This window comes from Trichocoleus sp. DQ-A1 (assembly GCF_039961955.1).
Lineage (GTDB): Bacteria > Cyanobacteriota > Cyanobacteriia > Cyanobacteriales > FACHB-T130 > FACHB-T130.
This window is the reverse complement of sequence record NZ_JAMPKE010000009.1, coordinates 94,578-112,304: the sequence shown is the minus strand read 5'-3', so window position 1 is coordinate 112,304 and position 17,727 is coordinate 94,578. Positions and strand designations below refer to the sequence as shown.

Here is a 17,727-nt window from a genome sequence, read left to right as displayed (position 1 = left end):
TCACTTATCAGCAGTCATATTCTGTTTATATTCGGAGTAATGTAGGAGCATACTGGAAGCGATCGCTCCTATTTCATCTAAAGGAGTCTGAAGCGAAACATAGCGATATCGAAAAGCAGCCAATCGAGGCTCTGTCTCTTGATAGAGGATATCTTGCGCCACGTTTCCCCACCGATCCTCTGGCATCAGATCGAGAGTCATACCAGCATGACCAGAAGGTAACAGCATATTAGAACCATGTACACCAATGACCAAGCGGCTTTGGGAATAAACTTGGCACATTTGCCTCTCAGTGTCTGAATTAAACTTGTTTACCCGCAAATCTTCAATCCAGTCGGGAAACTGAGTTTTCCTCCCCAAACCAGCGATCGTAAACTTTGCTAAAGGAACTTTAGAGCGAATCTTTAAAAATAGTTTTTGCACCCTTTCATTCTGAAGCTTGAGGGCAATATCAACCATCTTTAATTTTCTCAAGGTTTTGAAGAGAAGCGGATTACACCAAATCCGATCGTCGCGCCAAATAAAGGTTATTTGGTTTGAATCTTTATCAAAGCTATGAGTGGGAACCCGCGTAAATTTACTAATATCAAACTGACTCGGATGAGAATATGCCTTACTTACGTAAATTTTATCAAAATGCTTGGATTCATCAGAGATAAATTGGTCAAACTTCGGATAGTAGCATTGCCCTTGCTGTAAAGGGATATTTACCGTCCAAATTTCTGTAACGCCCTCTGGAACCATCCATCTCAAGAACTTTGGGACGATGACAATTAAGCCGCAATCTGGGTAATTATTTAAATATCTTTGGACATTAAGCAGCTTTAACAAACTATGCCCATAAAGATAATCAATACAGTTTAAGATAATGACACGTTGATGCTGCTTAAAAACCTCCTTAGATATCGCAATTTCTTCAGATTGGGGGTTTTGCAGAGAGTAAAGAAGTTTTTCACCTAACCAATACTTACAGGATTCATTTCCAAAAACGTCGCCTTTTGCTAAATCAATTTGATAAGGAAAAGTGACAGCATGACCAACTTCTAAATCTTCAATAATTTCTATATTACAGGAGTCGCACTTAGATTTTACGCAAATATGCATTCCCTGCCAAAGAACACCTTGAGGATTAAGCAGTGTACCGCTGTGGGGACAGGTAGATTTGTGCTGAATGCTTGGTTTTATTTCAATCATTGCACGATTCCTTTAATTCTTGTAGCAGCCTTATATAAATTACAAGAGCGTAGAATAAACTTACCGATTGGCTTTAAATCTGGAATGATAAAGTTGAGAACTACAGTTACAATGAAATAAGTAATCAAAGTTGCTATGGTGGCTCCAACCGCCCCATACTTAGGAATTAAATATAAATTTAAAACTATATTTACGACTGCCCCTATAAAGGTTAAAAGTAATTCATTTTTGGCTTTTCCTTCAATCATAATAAATGCATTTCTCGCAAGACCAAAACCGCTACCGAACTGTGACCAAACATAGATTGATAGTATTATTGCTGAAGCTGCATACTTATCTCCGTACAAGAAATGAACGATGTAAGTGGAAAGCAGGGAAACTGGAATTGCGATTATCAACCACAAAATTAAGGTTAAATCAAAGTAAGCCTGAAATTTTTTGAAATATTCAATCTCTCCTTGAGCCTTCGCTTCAGTGAGTTTTGGGAAAAAAGATATTTGCATGATAGAGGGAATGAAATCAAATATCTGCGATATCTTCACAGCAGCGGCATAAATGCCTAATTCATATTTAGGATCGAACTTCAGTTCTTGGGCAGAGAAGGAACCCAGCATGACCTGATCGATAGTGGAATAAATATAAATGGCGATTCCTGACACAATCAAGGGCCAACTTTCTTTGATTAAGTTCTTTGCCTGAGGGAGACTGCTACGCCATGCTTTTATATCCTCCCCGCTATTTTGATAAATTATTACCAAGCCCACAGCGGCTAAGGCAAGCTCTCCACATCTTGCCCAGGCGAATGCAATGAGAGGAGCTTTAATTTGAATTAAGACAATTCTGACAGCACAGACAAGCAAATAGGCGCAATTTTTAACAACAACTGTATGTTTGGATTTAACTTGCGAGCGGAACCAAAGATCGATCGTCTCGAAAGCTTGAAAAATGGTTCCAGCAGCGATAATTCCTACCAGCCAATGAGTTAAAGAGTCCTGGGGCTGTAGTAAGGAAATTGCGCCAACCGCTAACAAAGTTGTTACAGCACCGCCGATAAGTTTTAGTACGAGGGAAGTCCCAAGTGTTTCATTCTTGGTAAACGGATCGCGCACAATGTCGCGTACTACGATGCTATCAAGCCCCAGGTTGGCAATTGGCCCCAACAGCGCTACAAATGCGATCGCATAATTAAATAAGCCAAACTGTTCCGGCCCTAGATAGCGAGCCACCCATATCCCTACAATTAGGCTTAAGCCCATTTGGAGGATTTTGTCAGCGAACAGCCACGCGATGTTGCTGAACACCTTGCGTAGACCAGGGCTAAGCTTTTGATTGACCAGACTCAGCTTGTCTAACATTAGAATTGGGCAATTTATGAAGGAATAAAGATAGGGTTTGAGAACTGGGTCGTCCTACAAAACCCTATTTGTTGTTGCGGTGAACAGAACGGAACGGAATCGATTATTTACCTTTAGCACCTTGCAAGACTTTTCTCACAAATTTTGCGGTTCGCATTAGTTTCGGTTGCTCCCACAAATACTGCAATAAATCTGTTTTCAATTTCGCTGCCGCTGAATAATTTTTGTACATTGCAGGAATCAAACGATACTTCATTCCTTTGTACGTGGCATAATCTACAGCAGTCGGAGATTCTGCATTGCGGCTACCGAATTCATATATTGCTGGTAAATAATGAGCCGTGAGAGATTTGCGAGAATATTGGGGATTGAGTGTTTCCAAGGAACCGTGAATCGTTCTAGAGTTCCAGAATAAGACGTCCCCTTTTTTCAAGGCAGGAGCTTGAATATTACTCTTGTGAACATTGATATACTCCTTCAACTTTTCCAAGTAAAACCGATTAGATAGTTTTTCATCATCTGTTAACTCAAAGTCAACCAGATGAGATGTTGGTAAAACATAGAATCGACCCGCTTCTTCGTGGATGTCCTCGAGAGCAAACCATCCAGCCAGCAAATGACCATTGGGCATCGAATCTAAATAGTACCAATCTTGATGGGCAGGGGTAGCTGTGTTCATATCAAAGAACATAGTTTGCATGAGGTTATGCTCCTTACTACCCGTCAGTTCAGTCAGTGCTTCCCTAACCTGCTGCAAACAAAAAACTTCTTTAGCTGCCTCAGTAAATCCTGGATAATCTGGGTAATCGTGAACATCTCTAAAAGATTCTTCAGAATATCCATTGGGAGTAATTGTATTGGTTTCCCATTTATTCGTTGATTGTCTAAAGAAAGGAGAGTTAGATGAAAGGATATTGGAGTTATACTCTTTTAAAATATTATTAATCAAGTTTTCAGGAATGAGATTTCTAAAGACATAGTATCCGTTAGTTTCGTAATAATCTTTAGGGGTGTCCATAAATTAAATCCTTTAGGAACTGATTGTTTTAGTTCACTTTTAAACGTATATTATTAGATATCGAGAAAATTTTCCTACGTAAATATCCGGAAATTAGATAGCGAGAAAGTTTTCCTAGGTAAATATCCCGAAAAAGTGTTGAATGTTATTGCAACACGGCTTAACATATTTGGCTGAAACTCATCCTTAATTAAAGCGATCGCTTACCGAGCCTCTAACCCTTCTAGCGATCGCCTGATTGAGCAGAAACCCCTCAAGACCGGCAAACCAGTTCTTAAGCGCTGGAATTCTCTTGAGAACTTTTTCCTGTAGTGTCCAGGCATAATCGAACTGTTGCTATAACATAAAACAGCCAAGCATAGGTAATTGATATCAATCCAGTTTCAGTAATATTTGTCAGAACTGCCCAGGTAATCAGTAGCAGGGGCATGACTAATTCAGGTTCTTGGGTACGCTTCATATACTGAACTGCTAAAGCAATATTCGTTAAGAAAGAAAGGCAAAAGAACCCTAATCCTACGAATCCCAAGTCTACAGCTAGGTCTAAAAAACCATTATGAGAATGCTCTGGCTTAAATTGGGTTTTTACCACGATGATGTCAGCCGCTGGATCGGCTGCTCCTCGCCAAGACTGCCAAAATCCTTGGTATCCATAGCCCAGCAGTGGATGTTGTTTAATGTGGTTGATTACTAAAGGCCAGAAGTCTGTGCGTCCGGTTAATGTCAAATCTTTATTCAGTGTATCTACAATAATAAATTCGGCATTTTGGGTAATTACAATACACAAACACATGGCGATAGCCATAAAAAAGATTATGCAGGCAAAAGCTAATCGTGGAGGCAAGTTTTTGATAAAGCGGATAACGATTAACACGCTTATCAGTAGAACCAACAGAACTTTCCCCATTCCGCTGTTTGAGCGTTGTAAAGCAAAAATAGATAAAGCAGCAAAACCCAGAGATTGCCATTTAGTTTTTGGTTTGCGAACTGACTGTATATAACACATGACAGCTGTTAGACCCATCAAGAATCCAAAAGCATTTCCGTGGGGTAAAATTCCTTGCCAGCCCTTAGACGTTACTCCAATTGACGGTCTGAACAAAGCATAAAATACACTCAGTAAAAGTATGATTTTGTTGATATTAAGCAATAAATCAAATAGTTCTTTCCATTTATACTGCTTACCAACGTAAACACAAAAAGCAGTTGTGCCTAAAAAAACTATACTGGCTTTGAGTGTATAAGTTGGAGTTCCTGACCAAGCCGCAGATAGAATTAACAAAAAGAGTAATCCGCAAAAATAAACATTATTAATGAGAAGCCTAGAAATAACAAAAACTGAACCTTTAATGTTTTGCAAGAATCGCGAATAAATAATGAATATAAAGGTGGCGTAAATGCCGATTTGAAAAATCGTCGAATAAAGCTTTTTTCCCTGTAGATATAACGCTCTAGGATGGATTTTATCAAATCCGGTTAAAGTAACTCCTGCGATCGCAAAGATTATTAAACCAATAAAAATTTTTTCTAATGTTTTAGAGGTCGCTTGACTTCTACCAGCAAAGTTAAACAATAATAAGATATAAATAATCGCACTGGTGGCAGCGATTATTAACAATAGAGGGTTTGAAGCGAGAGTACTCATGTTTAATATTCTTAGACAAGAAATAACGCGAAGCTGACCCTATATGAGTATAGCGACTGATTAAACCAGAGAAGAACAATGTATTTCCGTATATTTACGAGTATTTAATTCTTTTAAAGATACAAACTAGAAATTAGTAACTTCAAAAAGCTTACTATAAATAGGTTTAAGAGATTTACCTATAAAATGAGGATAAATAAATACTATTTAGAGTGGCAGGTTTCTACTCACACAGCTTAAATTTAAAAATATAAAACAAGTAGGTTATGTATGGTCGATCTAGGTTTTTATAGACAACTCACTCGAACTTCTGCCGGGATAACCTTAGTGGCAACATTTGCCTTTGCTTGCCCCAATCCTACCCAGGCGACTGTACCGCGTTTTCAAAAACCTACAATTCTTGCACAAGCGAATACTAATCCTGCTCGACCAGATATAGCCTATACATTGGGTGGAGGCGATCGCATCCGCCTTGATATCTTCGAGGTTCCCCAATATAGCGGCGAGTACCAAGTTCTCGCAGATGGCTCCTTATCCCTACCCTTGATTGGAACCCTATCGGTTCAGGGGCTAACCGTGCCACAAGCGACGAATGCCATTTCATCTGCATACTTTCGCTTCCTCAAACGACCCATCATCACCATTAACGTTCTGTCTCCTCGCCCGATCAACGTTCGGGTGGGAGGAGAGGTAACTCGTCCTGGGGGCTTCACAATTCCTTTGATAGCCGGAGTCGGAAGCGTGCCTGGGTTCCAATATCCCACCGTAACCCAGGCAATTGAGCTAGCGCAGGGAATTACGCTGACGGCTGATATTCGTAAGGTTCAGGTGCGTCGCAAGCTAGCATCCGGTTCCGAGCAAGTAATCAATCTGAATCTTTGGGATCTGATACAAACCGGCGACAGCAGGCAAGATTTAAATTTGCGGGATGGAGACACTGTCTTTATTCCCACAACCAGCACCATTAACTTAGACGAAGTACGCCAAATTGCCACGACTCGTTTTTCACCTCCTTTAGAGGAACCCCGCAGTGTTGCAGTCGTAGGAGAAGTCAACCGTCCTGGTACTTATGTTGTGATTGGAGGAAAGACAACACTAGAGCAAAGAACCCTGGGACTGCCAACTGTAACGCGGGCAATTGATTTGGCTGGGGGGATTAAGCCCTTGGCAGATATTCGCCGTATCCAGCTGCGGCGACTCACCAAAGCAGGGACAGAACAAATCATCGATCTGAATCTTTGGCAACTCTTGCAGGCTGGGGATTTCAGTCAAGATACGCTTTTGCAAGATGGAGATACCATTTTCATTCCCACTGCATCAGCAGTTAACCCGGCAGAAATTTCTGAATTAGCGACCACTAGCTTTTCTCCCGGTACTATTAAGGTAAGTGTGGTCGGAGAAGTGAAAAGTCCAGGAGTGGTGCAAGTTGCGCCAAACACAACCTTGAATCAAGCATTGCTGACTGCGGGAGGATTCAATGATGCTAGAGCGAATCGAAAGGCGGTTGATTTAATTCGCCTCAACCCTGACGGTACAGTGTCAAAGAGTAAAGTCAATATTGATTTAACCCAAGGAATCAACGAGACAAATAATCCACTCGTCCGCAATAACGACATTATTGTCGTCAGCCGTTCTGGAAGCGCCAAAACTTCTGACAGTGTGCGAACATTCTTAGAACCGATCGAAAAGGTTTTCACATTCTTCAACATTTTTAATTTATTTGGAATTTTGGGAGACGATGACTAGGTAAGCATATATTCAGGGTGTATCTATAAACGTTTTCTTAAACCGTAGTTAGCTTTTTTTGTTCTATCTACTTCTATCTAATAGGTAAATGGATACCGAACACAATTCACAGCCGTTCTTTAATAAGCGCACTAGCAATAGCAAGTTGACTCAGTCCTTGCCAGGGCACCTGACTCGACCCTCTGACGACAGTGATGAACAGAAGCTGGACTTGGCATGGCTATTAGGGGTTGTGCGCCGCCGACTCCCAGTTATGGCAGGGGTAACAATTATATTAACTGTCATGTCAGGAAGCATGATTGTCTTTACCTCAAAGCAGATTGCTCCAGAATACGAAGGAGCTTTTCGGCTTTTGGTGGAACCCGTGACTGCTGAAGATAGATTGGCGAAGCAATTTTTATCGTCTCAAACGAACAATGCAGATATCCAAAAAATCGAAGTAGAAAAATCTAGTTTATTGGATTACGAGACGCAAATTCGAGTTTTGCAAAGTACGAAATTGATGTTGCCAGTCATCAAGGAATTGCAAAAAAAATATCCGGAGATAACATATAACTCCTTGATGACGAAACTCTTAATTTTTCGAGTCAATTATGAAAAAGATGGAGTTCAATACGGCACCAAAATTTTAGAAGTTAGTTACCGGGATGAAGACCAGCAAAAAATTCAGTTTGTATTGAATAGTCTTTATAAAAATTATCTGAACTACAGCCGCCAAGAGCGCCTGTCAAGCCTCAAGCAGGGAATTGACTTTATCAATCAGCAGCTACCTCAGTTACAGGGGCAAGTTGATACGCTGCAAGCACAACTCCAAAAACTACGGCAGCAGTACAATGTCAGCGATCCGGAACAAGCAGACTCCTTGCTGTATGAGCAGGCTTTGACGATTGAAAGACAAAGATCGGATACCCAAGCGGAACTAGCTGACGCGCAAGCGCAATATGCCAGTATGCAAAAACAGTTGCGGGAAGGGAATACTACCGCAATTTTGTCTACTGATGCGAAAACCTACGAAACCTTGCTATCGCAAATTCAGACGCTAGATAGTACCATTGCGGCACAATCCCCTCAATTTCGGGACGACAGCCCACCCATTCTGGCTCTTAGGGAAAAGCAGCAAAATTTGCAACAGCTGCTGAGGGAACAAGCCCAAGGGGTTCTCAAAAAATTGGAGGGAAGACTCGAAGGAATCCAGGAGCGCTACCAAACAATTTTGAGAACTGAAAGTAAAATCAAAGCACAACTGCAAGAATTACCTACGGTTGCCCGTCAGCACGCCGATATACAGCGAAAATTATTAGTTGCAACTGATAACCTCAAGCAATTTTTAGGCAAACGAGAAGCCTTGAAGTTAGATGCTGCCCAACAGGAAGTGCCTTGGGAACTGATTGAGGAGCCTCAGCTACGGCGGGATGAAGATGGCAACTTGATATCAGTAGCGACGAAACAAACGAAAAAACAGTTAGCGATCGCAATTGTTTTAAGTGCGCTATTGGGTATCGGGTTGGGTTTTCTCATCGAGGCTCTCAATACAGTCTTCCATACCCCCGAGGATGTCAAAGGGGAAACGAAACTGCCGATTTTGGGAGTGATTCCTTTTGCCAAGGAACTCAAGAAACCACCCAAGAAACCCAGCAAACTCTCTACCGCAGCGGATGTTGCCGGTTTAAATCAACTTTTGGGTGACAATAAAGCAAATGGCAATGGTCGCAAGAAGCTAAATGTATACACCGATTCGCCATTTTTGGAAGCCTTCCGTTCTCTCTATACCAATATTCGCTTGCTCAGTTCCGGGACGCCGATTACTTCTTTGGCAATCAGTTCCGCAACACCGGGAGATGGAAAATCAACGGTTGCCATTCACTTGGCGAAAGCCGCAGCGGCAATTGGTCAGCGGGTATTATTGATAGACGCCGATTTGCGGCGTCCGAGTCTGCATACTCGCTTAAGCTTACCGAACGTGCGCGGACTCAGCGATATCATCGCTACGGATTTGAGTCTGAATGATGCCATTCAGCGATCGCCAGAAGACAACAACCTGTTTGTCTTAACATCAGGTCACAACTCTTCAGACCCGATCAAACTGCTTTCGTCAGATAAAATGCAGTATCTGATCGAGCAATTTCAAGCCCGTTTCGACTTAGTGATCTACGACTCACCACCCCTGGTTGGTTTAGCAGACAGCAACATCTTGGCAGCGAATACAGATGGCACCATTTTAGTTGTGGGGATCGATCAAACAGACCGTTCTATGCTGATGAAAGCATTAGATGGACTAAAAATATCCGGTGGCACAGTCTTGGGTATCGTCGCCAATGGCATTAAAGGGTATACTTCTCCCGCGTATCCTTCCTATAGCCGCACCTATAGTCGCAATTAAGCGAGCTTCGGGGCAGGGGCGCATTCTTATGTTCGCTGAGTCCGTGCTTGGCTTTGCTGTGCTAACAGCACTGACTATCCAGTTTCTATAAAAGCGATCGCACAAGTGCAGAGCTTTTTAAGAATGGGAACAACCACAATCGAATTGCTTCTACATTACGGCGCTGCTGCACTCAAACGGGGTGAATGGAAATGATGAAGTTAAAGCTGGACTGGTTTCGGGACAAGGGTTTCCGAAAGTCGCTTTCAAGAACGCAAACGCCGCCATTTTCAGAAACGGCAAGGCAGATCGGACGGACGCGCTTACTTGCTCAAAGCTTATTATGGGGCGTTACGCTAACTTCTTTAAGCAACGCGATCGCACTTTTGTCAATTGGGGCACCCGTCTTAGCAGCAGAACGGGTAACGCTGCGCTTGGGACCGTTTCAGCAATCGGTCGCGATCGAAGATTTAGAGGATTTTGCCAAAACGGGGGAAGTTCCTGCAAGTCTCAAGCCTTACAAGGCATTACTCAGCTCAGAATTTCGAGACATCCTCAACCGTCGCTTGCACCTAGATCCGAATTTGGGAGACAAAGTGGTGAAAGACGTGTTGCGATCGCCCGTTGGAGAAGAATTAATCAAGAAGCTGGGATTGGCGCTCCCGAATAGTACGGTAGAACAACTGCAAGCAGGTCTAACTCTAGCCTTGCGGCAAGCCAACGGCTTAAGCGTTATCAGCTTTTTGCAGTCCTATCCAGCCGACACCATTACCATAGACGCCTCTTCAGCGATCGCGATCGCCCTAGAATTCAACGCCCCCTACTGGCAAAGCGGAGCTTTAGGCCCTCTACTGGAGCGGGAACTGACCGTCACCAAAGGAAAATTTCGTCCTGCCTTTAACCCCGCCCAAGCGGGTTCCGAAACAGTCCAGCAGCAGACCCTGACCTTTCACGACTGGCGACGCCAAGAGCCGGTTCTGGGGACATACACCAGCGATCGCAAGATCGTCGTCGATCTTTACTGGGCAAACACAAACGAGAAGCCCCCTTACCAAAATTCTCAGAATCCCCTCGTGGTCCTCTCCCACGGCTTTGGAGCCGATCGCTCCTTCCTGGCTTATGTAGCCCGTCACCTAGCGTCTCATGGCATCACCGTCGCCGCCATCGAGCATCCGGGCAGCAATGCCAACCAAATCTTTGGCGGGCATTTTGGCAGCAACTCTGTGGGAGTACCCGGTTTAGTACCTTTGTTACCGGCGTCCGAATTTGTCGCCATGCCCAAAGATATTAGCTTTTTGCTTGATGAGCTAGCTCGGCTAAACCAGCTACCAGGTTCCCTTCAGGGGAAGCTGAATACCGAGAAAGTGAGCGTGATTGGTCATTCCTTGGGCGGCTACACGGCTTTAGCGTTGGCGGGAGGCGAACTGAATCTAGATGAGTTACGACAATTCTGCAAAAATCGCAATCCTCTAGGAAAATCGGGGGGCGATTGGTTGCAGTGTGCAGCAGCGGATCTGCCCGACCAACGTTTGAGCTTGCGGGATCGGCGCGTGGCGCAAGCGATCGCGCTGAACCCCGTCGTGGGAGACTTATTTGGCAAAAAAGGTCTTGGCAAAGTTAGCACTCCTACCTTAATCTTGACTGGCACCAGCGATCCCCTCACTCCATCGCTGAACCATCAACTACGACCTTTTACCCAACTACCCAGCCCGAAATATCTCCTCACAGCAATTGGCGGAACTCACTTAAGCATTAGCGATTTTGCTCCTGGTAGCCAAGGCGAACAGCTCACTCAAACAACCCTCGTCAACGAACGCACTGGTGAAGTAGCGGCTCCCCTGCGTCAGTTGCTTAAAGGCGTCACCTTGGCATTTGTCAAACAGCTGACTCCAGCCGCCTCAACTTACGAACCCTTTTTAACACCCGCCTACGCCCAATCTCTCTCTACCCCAGAACTGGCGCTGCGCCTGAATACGCAACTACCCCCAAGCGTTACTTCGTGGCTGGCTTTGCCACCACTGCCCTAGAAAGGCGGGCATCCCAATGAAATGTTTCTCAAAACTAAGGCAAGGCTCCGAGTTTTGGATAAAAATCCTGATTTAATCAAAGTCAAGCTGTGACTAATTAAAAGTTAGCATTAAGCTAATCGCTACTTTTGACAGTAGCCTCTTCAGGAGAGAGCGCATTATGGACCCCATCACGATTCTTGCCCCCCTCGCCTTAGTGATTATCGGCTATACAGTGGGTTCTGTGAAAATTATCAACGAAGGAAATCAAGCTTTAGTAGAGCGCTTGGGTCAGTACAATCGAAGACTCGCGCCCGGTCTCAACTTTATCGTTCCCTTTGTTGACTCAATTGTGGTGGAGGAAACCAGCCGCGAGAAGTTTTTGAACATTGACCCTCAACAGGCAATTACCAAAGACAACGTTTCGCTGAAAGTTGATGCAGTGGTGTACTGGCAGATTCTGGATTTGGAAAAAGCCTACTACGCCGTTGAAGATATTGAGCAAGCAATCGAAAACTTAGTTTTAACGACGCTTCGCTCTGCGATTGGTCAAATGGAACTGGAGCAAACGTATTCTTCCAGAACCGAAATTAATCAGACTTTGTTACAGCAGTTGGATGAAGCGACGGCTGCGTGGGGAGTTAAGGTGACTCGCGTCGAGGTACGAGACATTACGCCCGCAAAAACTGTCTTGGAGTCTCTGGAGTTGGAACGAGCAGCGGAAAGTAAGAAACGCGCTTCCATCTTGGAAGCGGAGGGAACTGTGAAGTCGATAGAAATTCTGAGCCAAGCTTTGCAGTCACAGCCTTTAAGTAGAGAAGTATTACAGTTTCTCGTTGCTCAAAGATATGTCGATGCCAATCAGAAATTGAGTGCCAGTCCTAACTCCAAAGTGGTATTTATGGACCCGAAAGCTTTATCAGAAGCCATGACTGATTTAATGTCTACTCCTGAACCTCCCAATGGCTCTAATGGCAATGGATCGGGAACTTAAAAGGTAAAAAGTTAAAAACAAAAATGAAAAGAGTTTTAAGAGTCGATCTGATTTGAAATTAAAAACATCACTTTTTAAGGCATTTCAAGACAGCGATCGCTCTTAGCTTTTCTATTTTTGTTTTCTGAAAATGGCATCCGCGACGCGACAAACGTCGTGCATAGGTTGGACATCGTGAATTCGGAGGATATCAGCACCTCCCGCGATCGCTCCGCAACAAGCCGCCGCCGTTCCCCACACTCTGGCTTTGGGATCGGGTTGATTTAAAATCCGCCCGATAAAACTTTTCCGGGATGGTCCCACTAACAAAGGAACGCCCAAAGAATGCAACATCGGTAAGCGTTGCAAAATTTCCAAGCTTTGCTCGTAAGTTTTGGCAAAGCCAATGCCGGGATCGATGATAATTTTTGAGCGATCGATGCCAGATGCGATCGCTTGCTCAATTTGACTTGACAAAAACTCGGAGATTTCCCCCATCAAGTCCTGATAATTCGTCATCTGCTGCATGGTAGCTGGCGTCCCTCGGATGTGCATCAACACAATGGGGACTCCCAACTCTGCCACCACAGCAAACATCTCCGGGTCGAAAGTACCGCCGGAAATATCATTGACGATATCAGCCCCCGCCCCAATCGCTGCCCGTGCCACAGATGCCCGTGTTGTATCCACGGAAATCGGAACCTCAGAAGGATGAGGGATGTATCCCGGAGGGTGGGATAAGGGATTGCCGTGTTGAGCAGATTCTATGACTCCTACCGCAGAATCGGAGTCATCCTCGATCTTTCCTTCTGCACCCTTTCGGAGGGCTTGCACTACTGGTAGCACCCGATCCAATTCCTCTTCCAGAGAGATTTGGGCGGCTCCGGGGCGGGTTGATTGTCCCCCCACATCGAGGATATTGGCTCCGGCTGCCACAAGATGCTTAGCCTGAGCCAAGGCGTCTCCTAGCGTGTTAAAGTCTCCGCCGTCACTAAAACTATCAGGCGTCACATTCAACACACCCATTAAATAAGTGCGCTGTCCCCAGTCAAAAGTTTGACCCCGCAGGGTCAAGCTATTTTGGATTTTGGATTGATTCATCCGTCATCCGGCGAAGAAAGCGCCGCTTCGCTAACATCCTTATCCTTTATTGAAAGTTGACAATTCGGGCAAAACTGGCAGCCTCCAGACTGGCTCCCCCGACCAAAGCCCCATCGATTTCTGGCTGCGCCATGATTTCATCAATATTATTGGGCTTGACCGAGCCACCGTACTGAATCGAGACATTTGGATTTGTCAATTGAGTGCGAATCAAGCCAATCACCCGATTTGCTTCTTTTGACTCGCAGGTGTCGCCAGTACCAATTGCCCAAATAGGTTCGTAGGCAATAACCAGGTTCTCTTGATCAACGTCAACCAAGCCTTTTTTCAGTTGGGTAGAAATCAGGGATTCTGTTTCACCTGCATCGCGTTGTTGCTTGGTTTCGCCGACGCAGAGAATGGGCGTTAAACCATAGCGTTGCGCTGCTTTCAGCCGTAAGTTCACAGTTTCATCGGTTTCGCCAAAGTATTGACGCCGTTCGCTATGACCCACAATTACGAAACGCACCCCAATTTCTGTCAGCATGGGTCCGGCAATTTCACCTGTGTAGGCTCCCATTTCTTCCCAGTGGATGTTTTGGGCACCCAGCTGCACGCGGCTACCGTGCAGATTTTTAGACATGATGCTCAAAGCAGTGAAAGGAGCCGCTAGGACTACTTCCCGCTCGTCCGGGGTTTCTTCTAGCTGAGACATGAATCCTTGCAAAAACTCCAGACTCTCGGTCTGAGTTTTGTACATTTTCCAATTACCGGCAATAACTATTTTCCGCACAGCTAACTCAGTCAAGTTCAGAATGCTAAAAACTGTAACCTCCAGTTTAGTACGGAGGGGGAACCCCTGCTTTAAAGGCGATCGCATTTACACTTTCTGGTCGCTAAAAGCGCAAATGTCAAGCGACGCGATAATTTCACCCCGCAATCCTTGCACGCCAACACTCGCTCCTGCGGATGCTGCTCTTAGCCGCGACTCACTTCAAAAATCTTTTTATTACTTTAGGTGGGTATTTACCCAAAAGATTCCCCCCTATCGTAGGATGTTCCTCAAAAAAAATTTGGGATAAGATTATACCAGAACGTTAATAAAATAATTTAAATTAATGGGGTAAATATGAAACTAAGACTTTTAGCAGCCGCAGCCCTCCTCCTCCCTTTGGGCTTAGTTGCTCCCGTCCGAGCCGAAAATCCCGCTCATGTCAGACGATTAATCGAAACTAAGCAATGTCAGAACTGCGACTTGAAAGGAGCCAATCTTGTAAGTGCTCATCTCACTGGGGCTGATTTGAGAGGGGCAAACTTGCAGGGAGCTAACCTAGCGAATGCCAACTTAGAAGGTGCCGATCTAACGCAGGCTAATCTGGAAAAAGCTAATTTAACGGGTGTATTTGCAAATAGCGCCGATCTCCAGAAAGCAGACTTAAGTAGTGCCAATTTGAGAGAGGCTAACTTGATAAATGCTAACTTGAAGGATGCGGCTCTCGACAACGCGATTTTGCCGAATAACGTTAAATGGGATTAGTGGGTTTTTCAAAACTAAATATTTGACAAAAATACAAAACTCGGTCAGTTACTGACCGAGTTTTGTTTTGAGCGATCGCCTACGCATAAAGCGCAGATACAATCAGGCTAGGCTCTAGCGTGCAGCCTTTGCCGAGAGCCGAGAAGCTTCTTGCTCCAAAATCCATGATGAAGACAAATCTTCTACAAAACTTTTCTGGTTTAAACTAGCAGCTTCAACTACTCTGACGATCAGTGTTGGCAAGTAAGTGCTATTAACCATCTGATAGCCATAGCCAAAAACCTTGCCAGAGCGTCCGGTTTTCTTATGTAGTACGCTATCTCCGATATTCAGCATGATTTCAACTCTCCTAATTTGGTAATTTGCCGTTTTCTTACTACTTGAATTGCTCTCAAATGATTGGATGGATATCCCGCTTTTACGGACAATCCATCGATTTGGAATAAATTTGTCTAGGGTTGGGGAATAGAGTTCTTGCAAAAATATTGAGAACCTGTCCTAACTTTCGGAAACGAAGAGGGAGTCTCATTTCCTCCTTGCAAGGAACAAAGAAGATTGATTGTTTTTATTGCAAGAAACGCTTATACACTGAAAGCTCACAACGTTGGATGGAAACTCTTTTCTAGTGCCTTTTCTTGCTCGCTATCGGGATGAAAATCCCATCCCAAAGAACTCAGCACTTTTCAGGGGAAAAAATCTCAAGCGACTAGCTGCGGTTTGCTCGCAGATTCAACAACGGCTTGGCACAGTAATTTGGTGTACAGATGACTGAGTCGTAATGCCACGCTATTCCAGCTAAAGGCAATTTCTACCCGTTGGCGACCCATCTGACCTAATTGGTCTCGCCAATCGGGATCGGCGAGGATGCGGTCAATTGCCTGTGCAAAGGAGACTTCATGTTTGGGAGGCACCAGTAAACCCGTTACCTCTGGCACTACGGTAAACTGCAAGCCGCCTACATTGCTTGCAATTACCGGCGTCCGGTTAGCCATTGCTTCAATGGCAACTAAACCGAAGGGTTCGTAATGACTGGGGACAACACACACATCGGCAGCTGAGTAGTAGAGAGGCAAATCGCTATCTTCCACACGACCGGGGAAGCAAGTGAGATCGCCAATGCCTTCTTCAGCTACGATTTTCTCAATGTGATCGCGTTCAATGCCGTCACTCTGTCCCGGACGACTTCCGCCTGCGATGAGGAGCTTTAGGTCGCAAGACTTGCGTAAGCTTGATTTTGCTACAGCTCGGACTAAAGTTTCAATTCCCTTGCGCCGATCGAAACGACCCACATACAGCACTACTTTGGCGTCGCTGGCAATTCCTAGCTGTTGGCGTGCTTCTTGGCGCTGAATGGAACCAAATTTAACGATATCTGTACCGCAGGGAATCATTTCAATCTGTCCCTGAGTGGAAACAAGCGATCGCATTTGATCTTCTTCTTGCGGACTGGTAGCAATCACTCGATCCACTGTTTCCAGACACGCTTTTTCAACGGCAAGTCGTGTGGAAGCGATCGCTGGAATTTCGGAAACTGTACGATACTTTACCGCCCCCAGCGAGTGATAAGTATGTACCTGTATCAAAGGTTGGTGCTTTTTCAGTTCCATTCCCACCCAAGATGACAACCAATAATTGGTATGCACCAGGGTATATTGCCAACCTTCACGCTGCTGAAATGCCTGGAATTGTTCAACAAACTCTGGTAAATAGCAGAAGAGTCGATCCCGACTCATGAATTGGGCTGGCCCAGCGGCTAATCGGATTGTCTGGCAGTTAGGCGTATGCTGAACGACATCCAGTTGCTCCGGAGTGCTGCGGCGAGTGAACATATCCACCTGCCAGCCTTGCTCAGCGAGTGCTAATCCTACTTGACGCACATAGACATTTTGACCTCCAGCTTCTTCTTGCCCAATTTCTACCGCTGGATCGCCATCTACTGAAATTAAGGCGATACGATTTTTTTCAGTCAGTAACATCGGTTGATTTTCTCCTCATAGCTAGCGCACCTGCTCTCCTACGCCAGCAGTTGAAGCACGAAATGTGCCTCTACTCATAGTCGAGGGCAGGTACAACGAAGCGAACAGATACCAGCCAAGGACACTGATGAGATCGCGCAAATTCTATAAAATTGCTGACTCTTCAGTCTCCTCTCAATGCCGACGGAGTTAGCTGACGGGCGAGGACTGAGAGATGTCCCTTTCTGAGGAATTAAGAATGCAAAATTAAACATTAAAATAGTCATCCTATCTTTGTAATTGTTTAATTTTTTATTTTTAATCTCTCATCGATAAGCCCCAAGATTTGGTTCCTCCGCTCCAGCTTCACCTTAATTAGATAAGGTACGTTTTTTAAAGTGAGATACTGGATTAGGCTGACTTATGTAGACTGACTGCAACCTTAACACTACAATTTAAAAATCGTCAACCTACCTTAAGATAGATGTTTTTTAATATACGAGGATGATATCTATACTTACCCTCCAAGGGTCAGACTTGCGACGTCAAGCATTTGATGTGGGCGGATGGGGTAGATAGAGTACATTGGGCTAAGTAAAAAAACCATCAGCTAACTTTTGTTAGCGAACGTTCGCGCACGGCATTAACCTACACGAGAAGAACTGCAACTCGTTATTAATAAAAGCTTTCTACGTCTTTAACCTTTAGTCATTCGTTCAATATCAACCAACTCATAACTAAGAGTTAAAGACTACTAGAAACAACTCTTTACTGTTGCTATGATTCATCTAATTATAGTTTTTATAGCTCGGTGCTAAATCATTTTCAAACGCGAGATATTCGACTTATCGAAGAAGTT

At 44.4% G+C, this 17,727-nt stretch carries 13 protein-coding genes and 1 riboswitch; of the genes, 5 read left to right on the top strand and 8 right to left on the bottom strand.

Translation table 11 applies throughout. From position 1 onward, the window contains the following. From NDI33_RS11440 to NDI33_RS11425, 4 genes are all read right to left on the bottom strand, one after another. Positions 1 to 1,194, bottom strand: a complete 1,194-nt coding sequence (locus tag NDI33_RS11440) for a hypothetical protein (RefSeq protein ID WP_190675603.1) — start codon at positions 1,192 to 1,194, stop codon at positions 1 to 3. After that, positions 1,191 to 2,549 carry a flippase gene (locus NDI33_RS11435; protein ID WP_190675601.1) on the bottom strand — a complete coding sequence of 453 codons (1,359 nt, stop codon included), beginning with the start codon at positions 2,547 to 2,549 and terminating at the stop codon, positions 1,191 to 1,193. The genes NDI33_RS11440 and NDI33_RS11435 overlap by 4 nt, the downstream gene beginning before the upstream one ends. Positions 2,550 to 2,652: 103 nt before the next feature. Continuing rightward, the gene (locus NDI33_RS11430; RefSeq protein WP_190411838.1) at positions 2,653 to 3,567 is read right to left on the bottom strand and encodes a phytanoyl-CoA dioxygenase family protein; all 915 of its coding nucleotides are present in this window, start codon (positions 3,565 to 3,567) and stop codon (positions 2,653 to 2,655) included. Positions 3,568 to 3,841: 274 nt separating this feature from the next. Then, the gene (locus NDI33_RS11425) at positions 3,842 to 5,212 is read right to left on the bottom strand and encodes an O-antigen ligase family protein (protein ID WP_190675599.1); all 1,371 of its coding nucleotides are present in this window, start codon (positions 5,210 to 5,212) and stop codon (positions 3,842 to 3,844) included. Positions 5,213 to 5,482: 270 nt separating this feature from the next. Between NDI33_RS11425 and NDI33_RS11420 the strand changes: the two genes are divergently transcribed. From NDI33_RS11420 to NDI33_RS11405, 4 genes are all read left to right on the top strand, one after another. Beyond that, positions 5,483 to 6,958: an SLBB domain-containing protein gene (locus NDI33_RS11420; RefSeq protein ID WP_190431756.1), complete on the top strand. Its 1,476-nt coding sequence runs from the start codon at positions 5,483 to 5,485 to the stop codon at positions 6,956 to 6,958. 88 nt (positions 6,959 to 7,046) lie between these two features. Further along, positions 7,047 to 9,338: a polysaccharide biosynthesis tyrosine autokinase gene (locus NDI33_RS11415; protein ID WP_190675597.1), complete on the top strand. Its 2,292-nt coding sequence runs from the start codon at positions 7,047 to 7,049 to the stop codon at positions 9,336 to 9,338. A 191-nt stretch (positions 9,339 to 9,529) separates the two neighbouring features. Beyond that, positions 9,530 to 11,344 carry an alpha/beta hydrolase gene (locus NDI33_RS11410; RefSeq protein ID WP_242033121.1) on the top strand — a complete coding sequence of 605 codons (1,815 nt, stop codon included), beginning with the start codon at positions 9,530 to 9,532 and terminating at the stop codon, positions 11,342 to 11,344. A 160-nt stretch (positions 11,345 to 11,504) separates the two neighbouring features. Continuing rightward, positions 11,505 to 12,317, top strand: coding sequence for a stomatin-like protein (locus NDI33_RS11405; protein ID WP_190429171.1), 813 nt, complete (start codon positions 11,505 to 11,507; stop codon positions 12,315 to 12,317). A 111-nt stretch (positions 12,318 to 12,428) separates the two neighbouring features. Here NDI33_RS11405 and folP read toward each other — a convergent pair whose 3' ends face one another. Both folP and tpiA read right to left on the bottom strand, forming a co-directional pair. Further along, positions 12,429 to 13,382 carry a dihydropteroate synthase gene (gene folP, locus NDI33_RS11400; RefSeq protein ID WP_347275894.1) on the bottom strand — a complete coding sequence of 318 codons (954 nt, stop codon included), beginning with the start codon at positions 13,380 to 13,382 and terminating at the stop codon, positions 12,429 to 12,431. Between the two features lie 61 nt (positions 13,383 to 13,443). Beyond that, entirely contained in the window at positions 13,444 to 14,169 is a 726-nt protein-coding gene (gene tpiA, locus NDI33_RS11395) for a triose-phosphate isomerase (RefSeq protein ID WP_190675686.1), read from the bottom strand. 336 nt (positions 14,170 to 14,505) lie between these two features. On the opposite strand from tpiA, the gene NDI33_RS11390 reads away from it, so the two are divergent. Further along, entirely contained in the window at positions 14,506 to 14,913 is a 408-nt protein-coding gene (locus tag NDI33_RS11390; RefSeq protein ID WP_190675592.1) for a pentapeptide repeat-containing protein, read from the top strand. A 114-nt stretch (positions 14,914 to 15,027) separates the two neighbouring features. Here NDI33_RS11390 and NDI33_RS11385 read toward each other — a convergent pair whose 3' ends face one another. Both NDI33_RS11385 and NDI33_RS11380 read right to left on the bottom strand, forming a co-directional pair. Then, positions 15,028 to 15,249: a hypothetical protein gene (locus tag NDI33_RS11385; protein WP_190675590.1), complete on the bottom strand. Its 222-nt coding sequence runs from the start codon at positions 15,247 to 15,249 to the stop codon at positions 15,028 to 15,030. A gap of 362 nt (positions 15,250 to 15,611) precedes the next feature. Then, positions 15,612 to 16,889, bottom strand: coding sequence for a glycosyltransferase family 1 protein (locus NDI33_RS11380; RefSeq protein WP_190675589.1), 1,278 nt, complete (start codon positions 16,887 to 16,889; stop codon positions 15,612 to 15,614). Between the two features lie 163 nt (positions 16,890 to 17,052). Continuing rightward, a riboswitch (cyclic di-AMP (ydaO/yuaA leader) is annotated at positions 17,053 to 17,265 on the bottom strand. Between the last annotated feature and the right edge of the window lie 462 nt (positions 17,266 to 17,727).

Excerpts from the sequence above, each read along its gene's own strand:
- NDI33_RS11405 (WP_190429171.1), top strand. The coding sequence starts at position 11,505 with ATGGACCCCATCACGATTCTTGCCCCCCTCGCCTTAGTGATTATCGGC.
- NDI33_RS11440 (WP_190675603.1), bottom strand. The coding sequence starts at position 1,194 with ATGATTGAAATAAAACCAAGCATTCAGCACAAATCTACCTGTCCCCAC.
- NDI33_RS11410 (WP_242033121.1), top strand. The coding sequence starts at position 9,530 with ATGATGAAGTTAAAGCTGGACTGGTTTCGGGACAAGGGTTTCCGAAAG.
- NDI33_RS11420 (WP_190431756.1), top strand. The coding sequence starts at position 5,483 with ATGGTCGATCTAGGTTTTTATAGACAACTCACTCGAACTTCTGCCGGG.
- NDI33_RS11390 (WP_190675592.1), top strand. The coding sequence starts at position 14,506 with ATGAAACTAAGACTTTTAGCAGCCGCAGCCCTCCTCCTCCCTTTGGGC.
- NDI33_RS11380 (WP_190675589.1), bottom strand. The coding sequence starts at position 16,889 with ATGTTACTGACTGAAAAAAATCGTATCGCCTTAATTTCAGTAGATGGC.
- NDI33_RS11385 (WP_190675590.1), bottom strand. The coding sequence starts at position 15,249 with ATGCTGAATATCGGAGATAGCGTACTACATAAGAAAACCGGACGCTCT.
- NDI33_RS11430 (WP_190411838.1), bottom strand. The coding sequence starts at position 3,567 with ATGGACACCCCTAAAGATTATTACGAAACTAACGGATACTATGTCTTT.
- NDI33_RS11415 (WP_190675597.1), top strand. The coding sequence starts at position 7,047 with ATGGATACCGAACACAATTCACAGCCGTTCTTTAATAAGCGCACTAGC.
- NDI33_RS11425 (WP_190675599.1), bottom strand. The coding sequence starts at position 5,212 with ATGAGTACTCTCGCTTCAAACCCTCTATTGTTAATAATCGCTGCCACC.
- NDI33_RS11435 (WP_190675601.1), bottom strand. The coding sequence starts at position 2,549 with ATGTTAGACAAGCTGAGTCTGGTCAATCAAAAGCTTAGCCCTGGTCTA.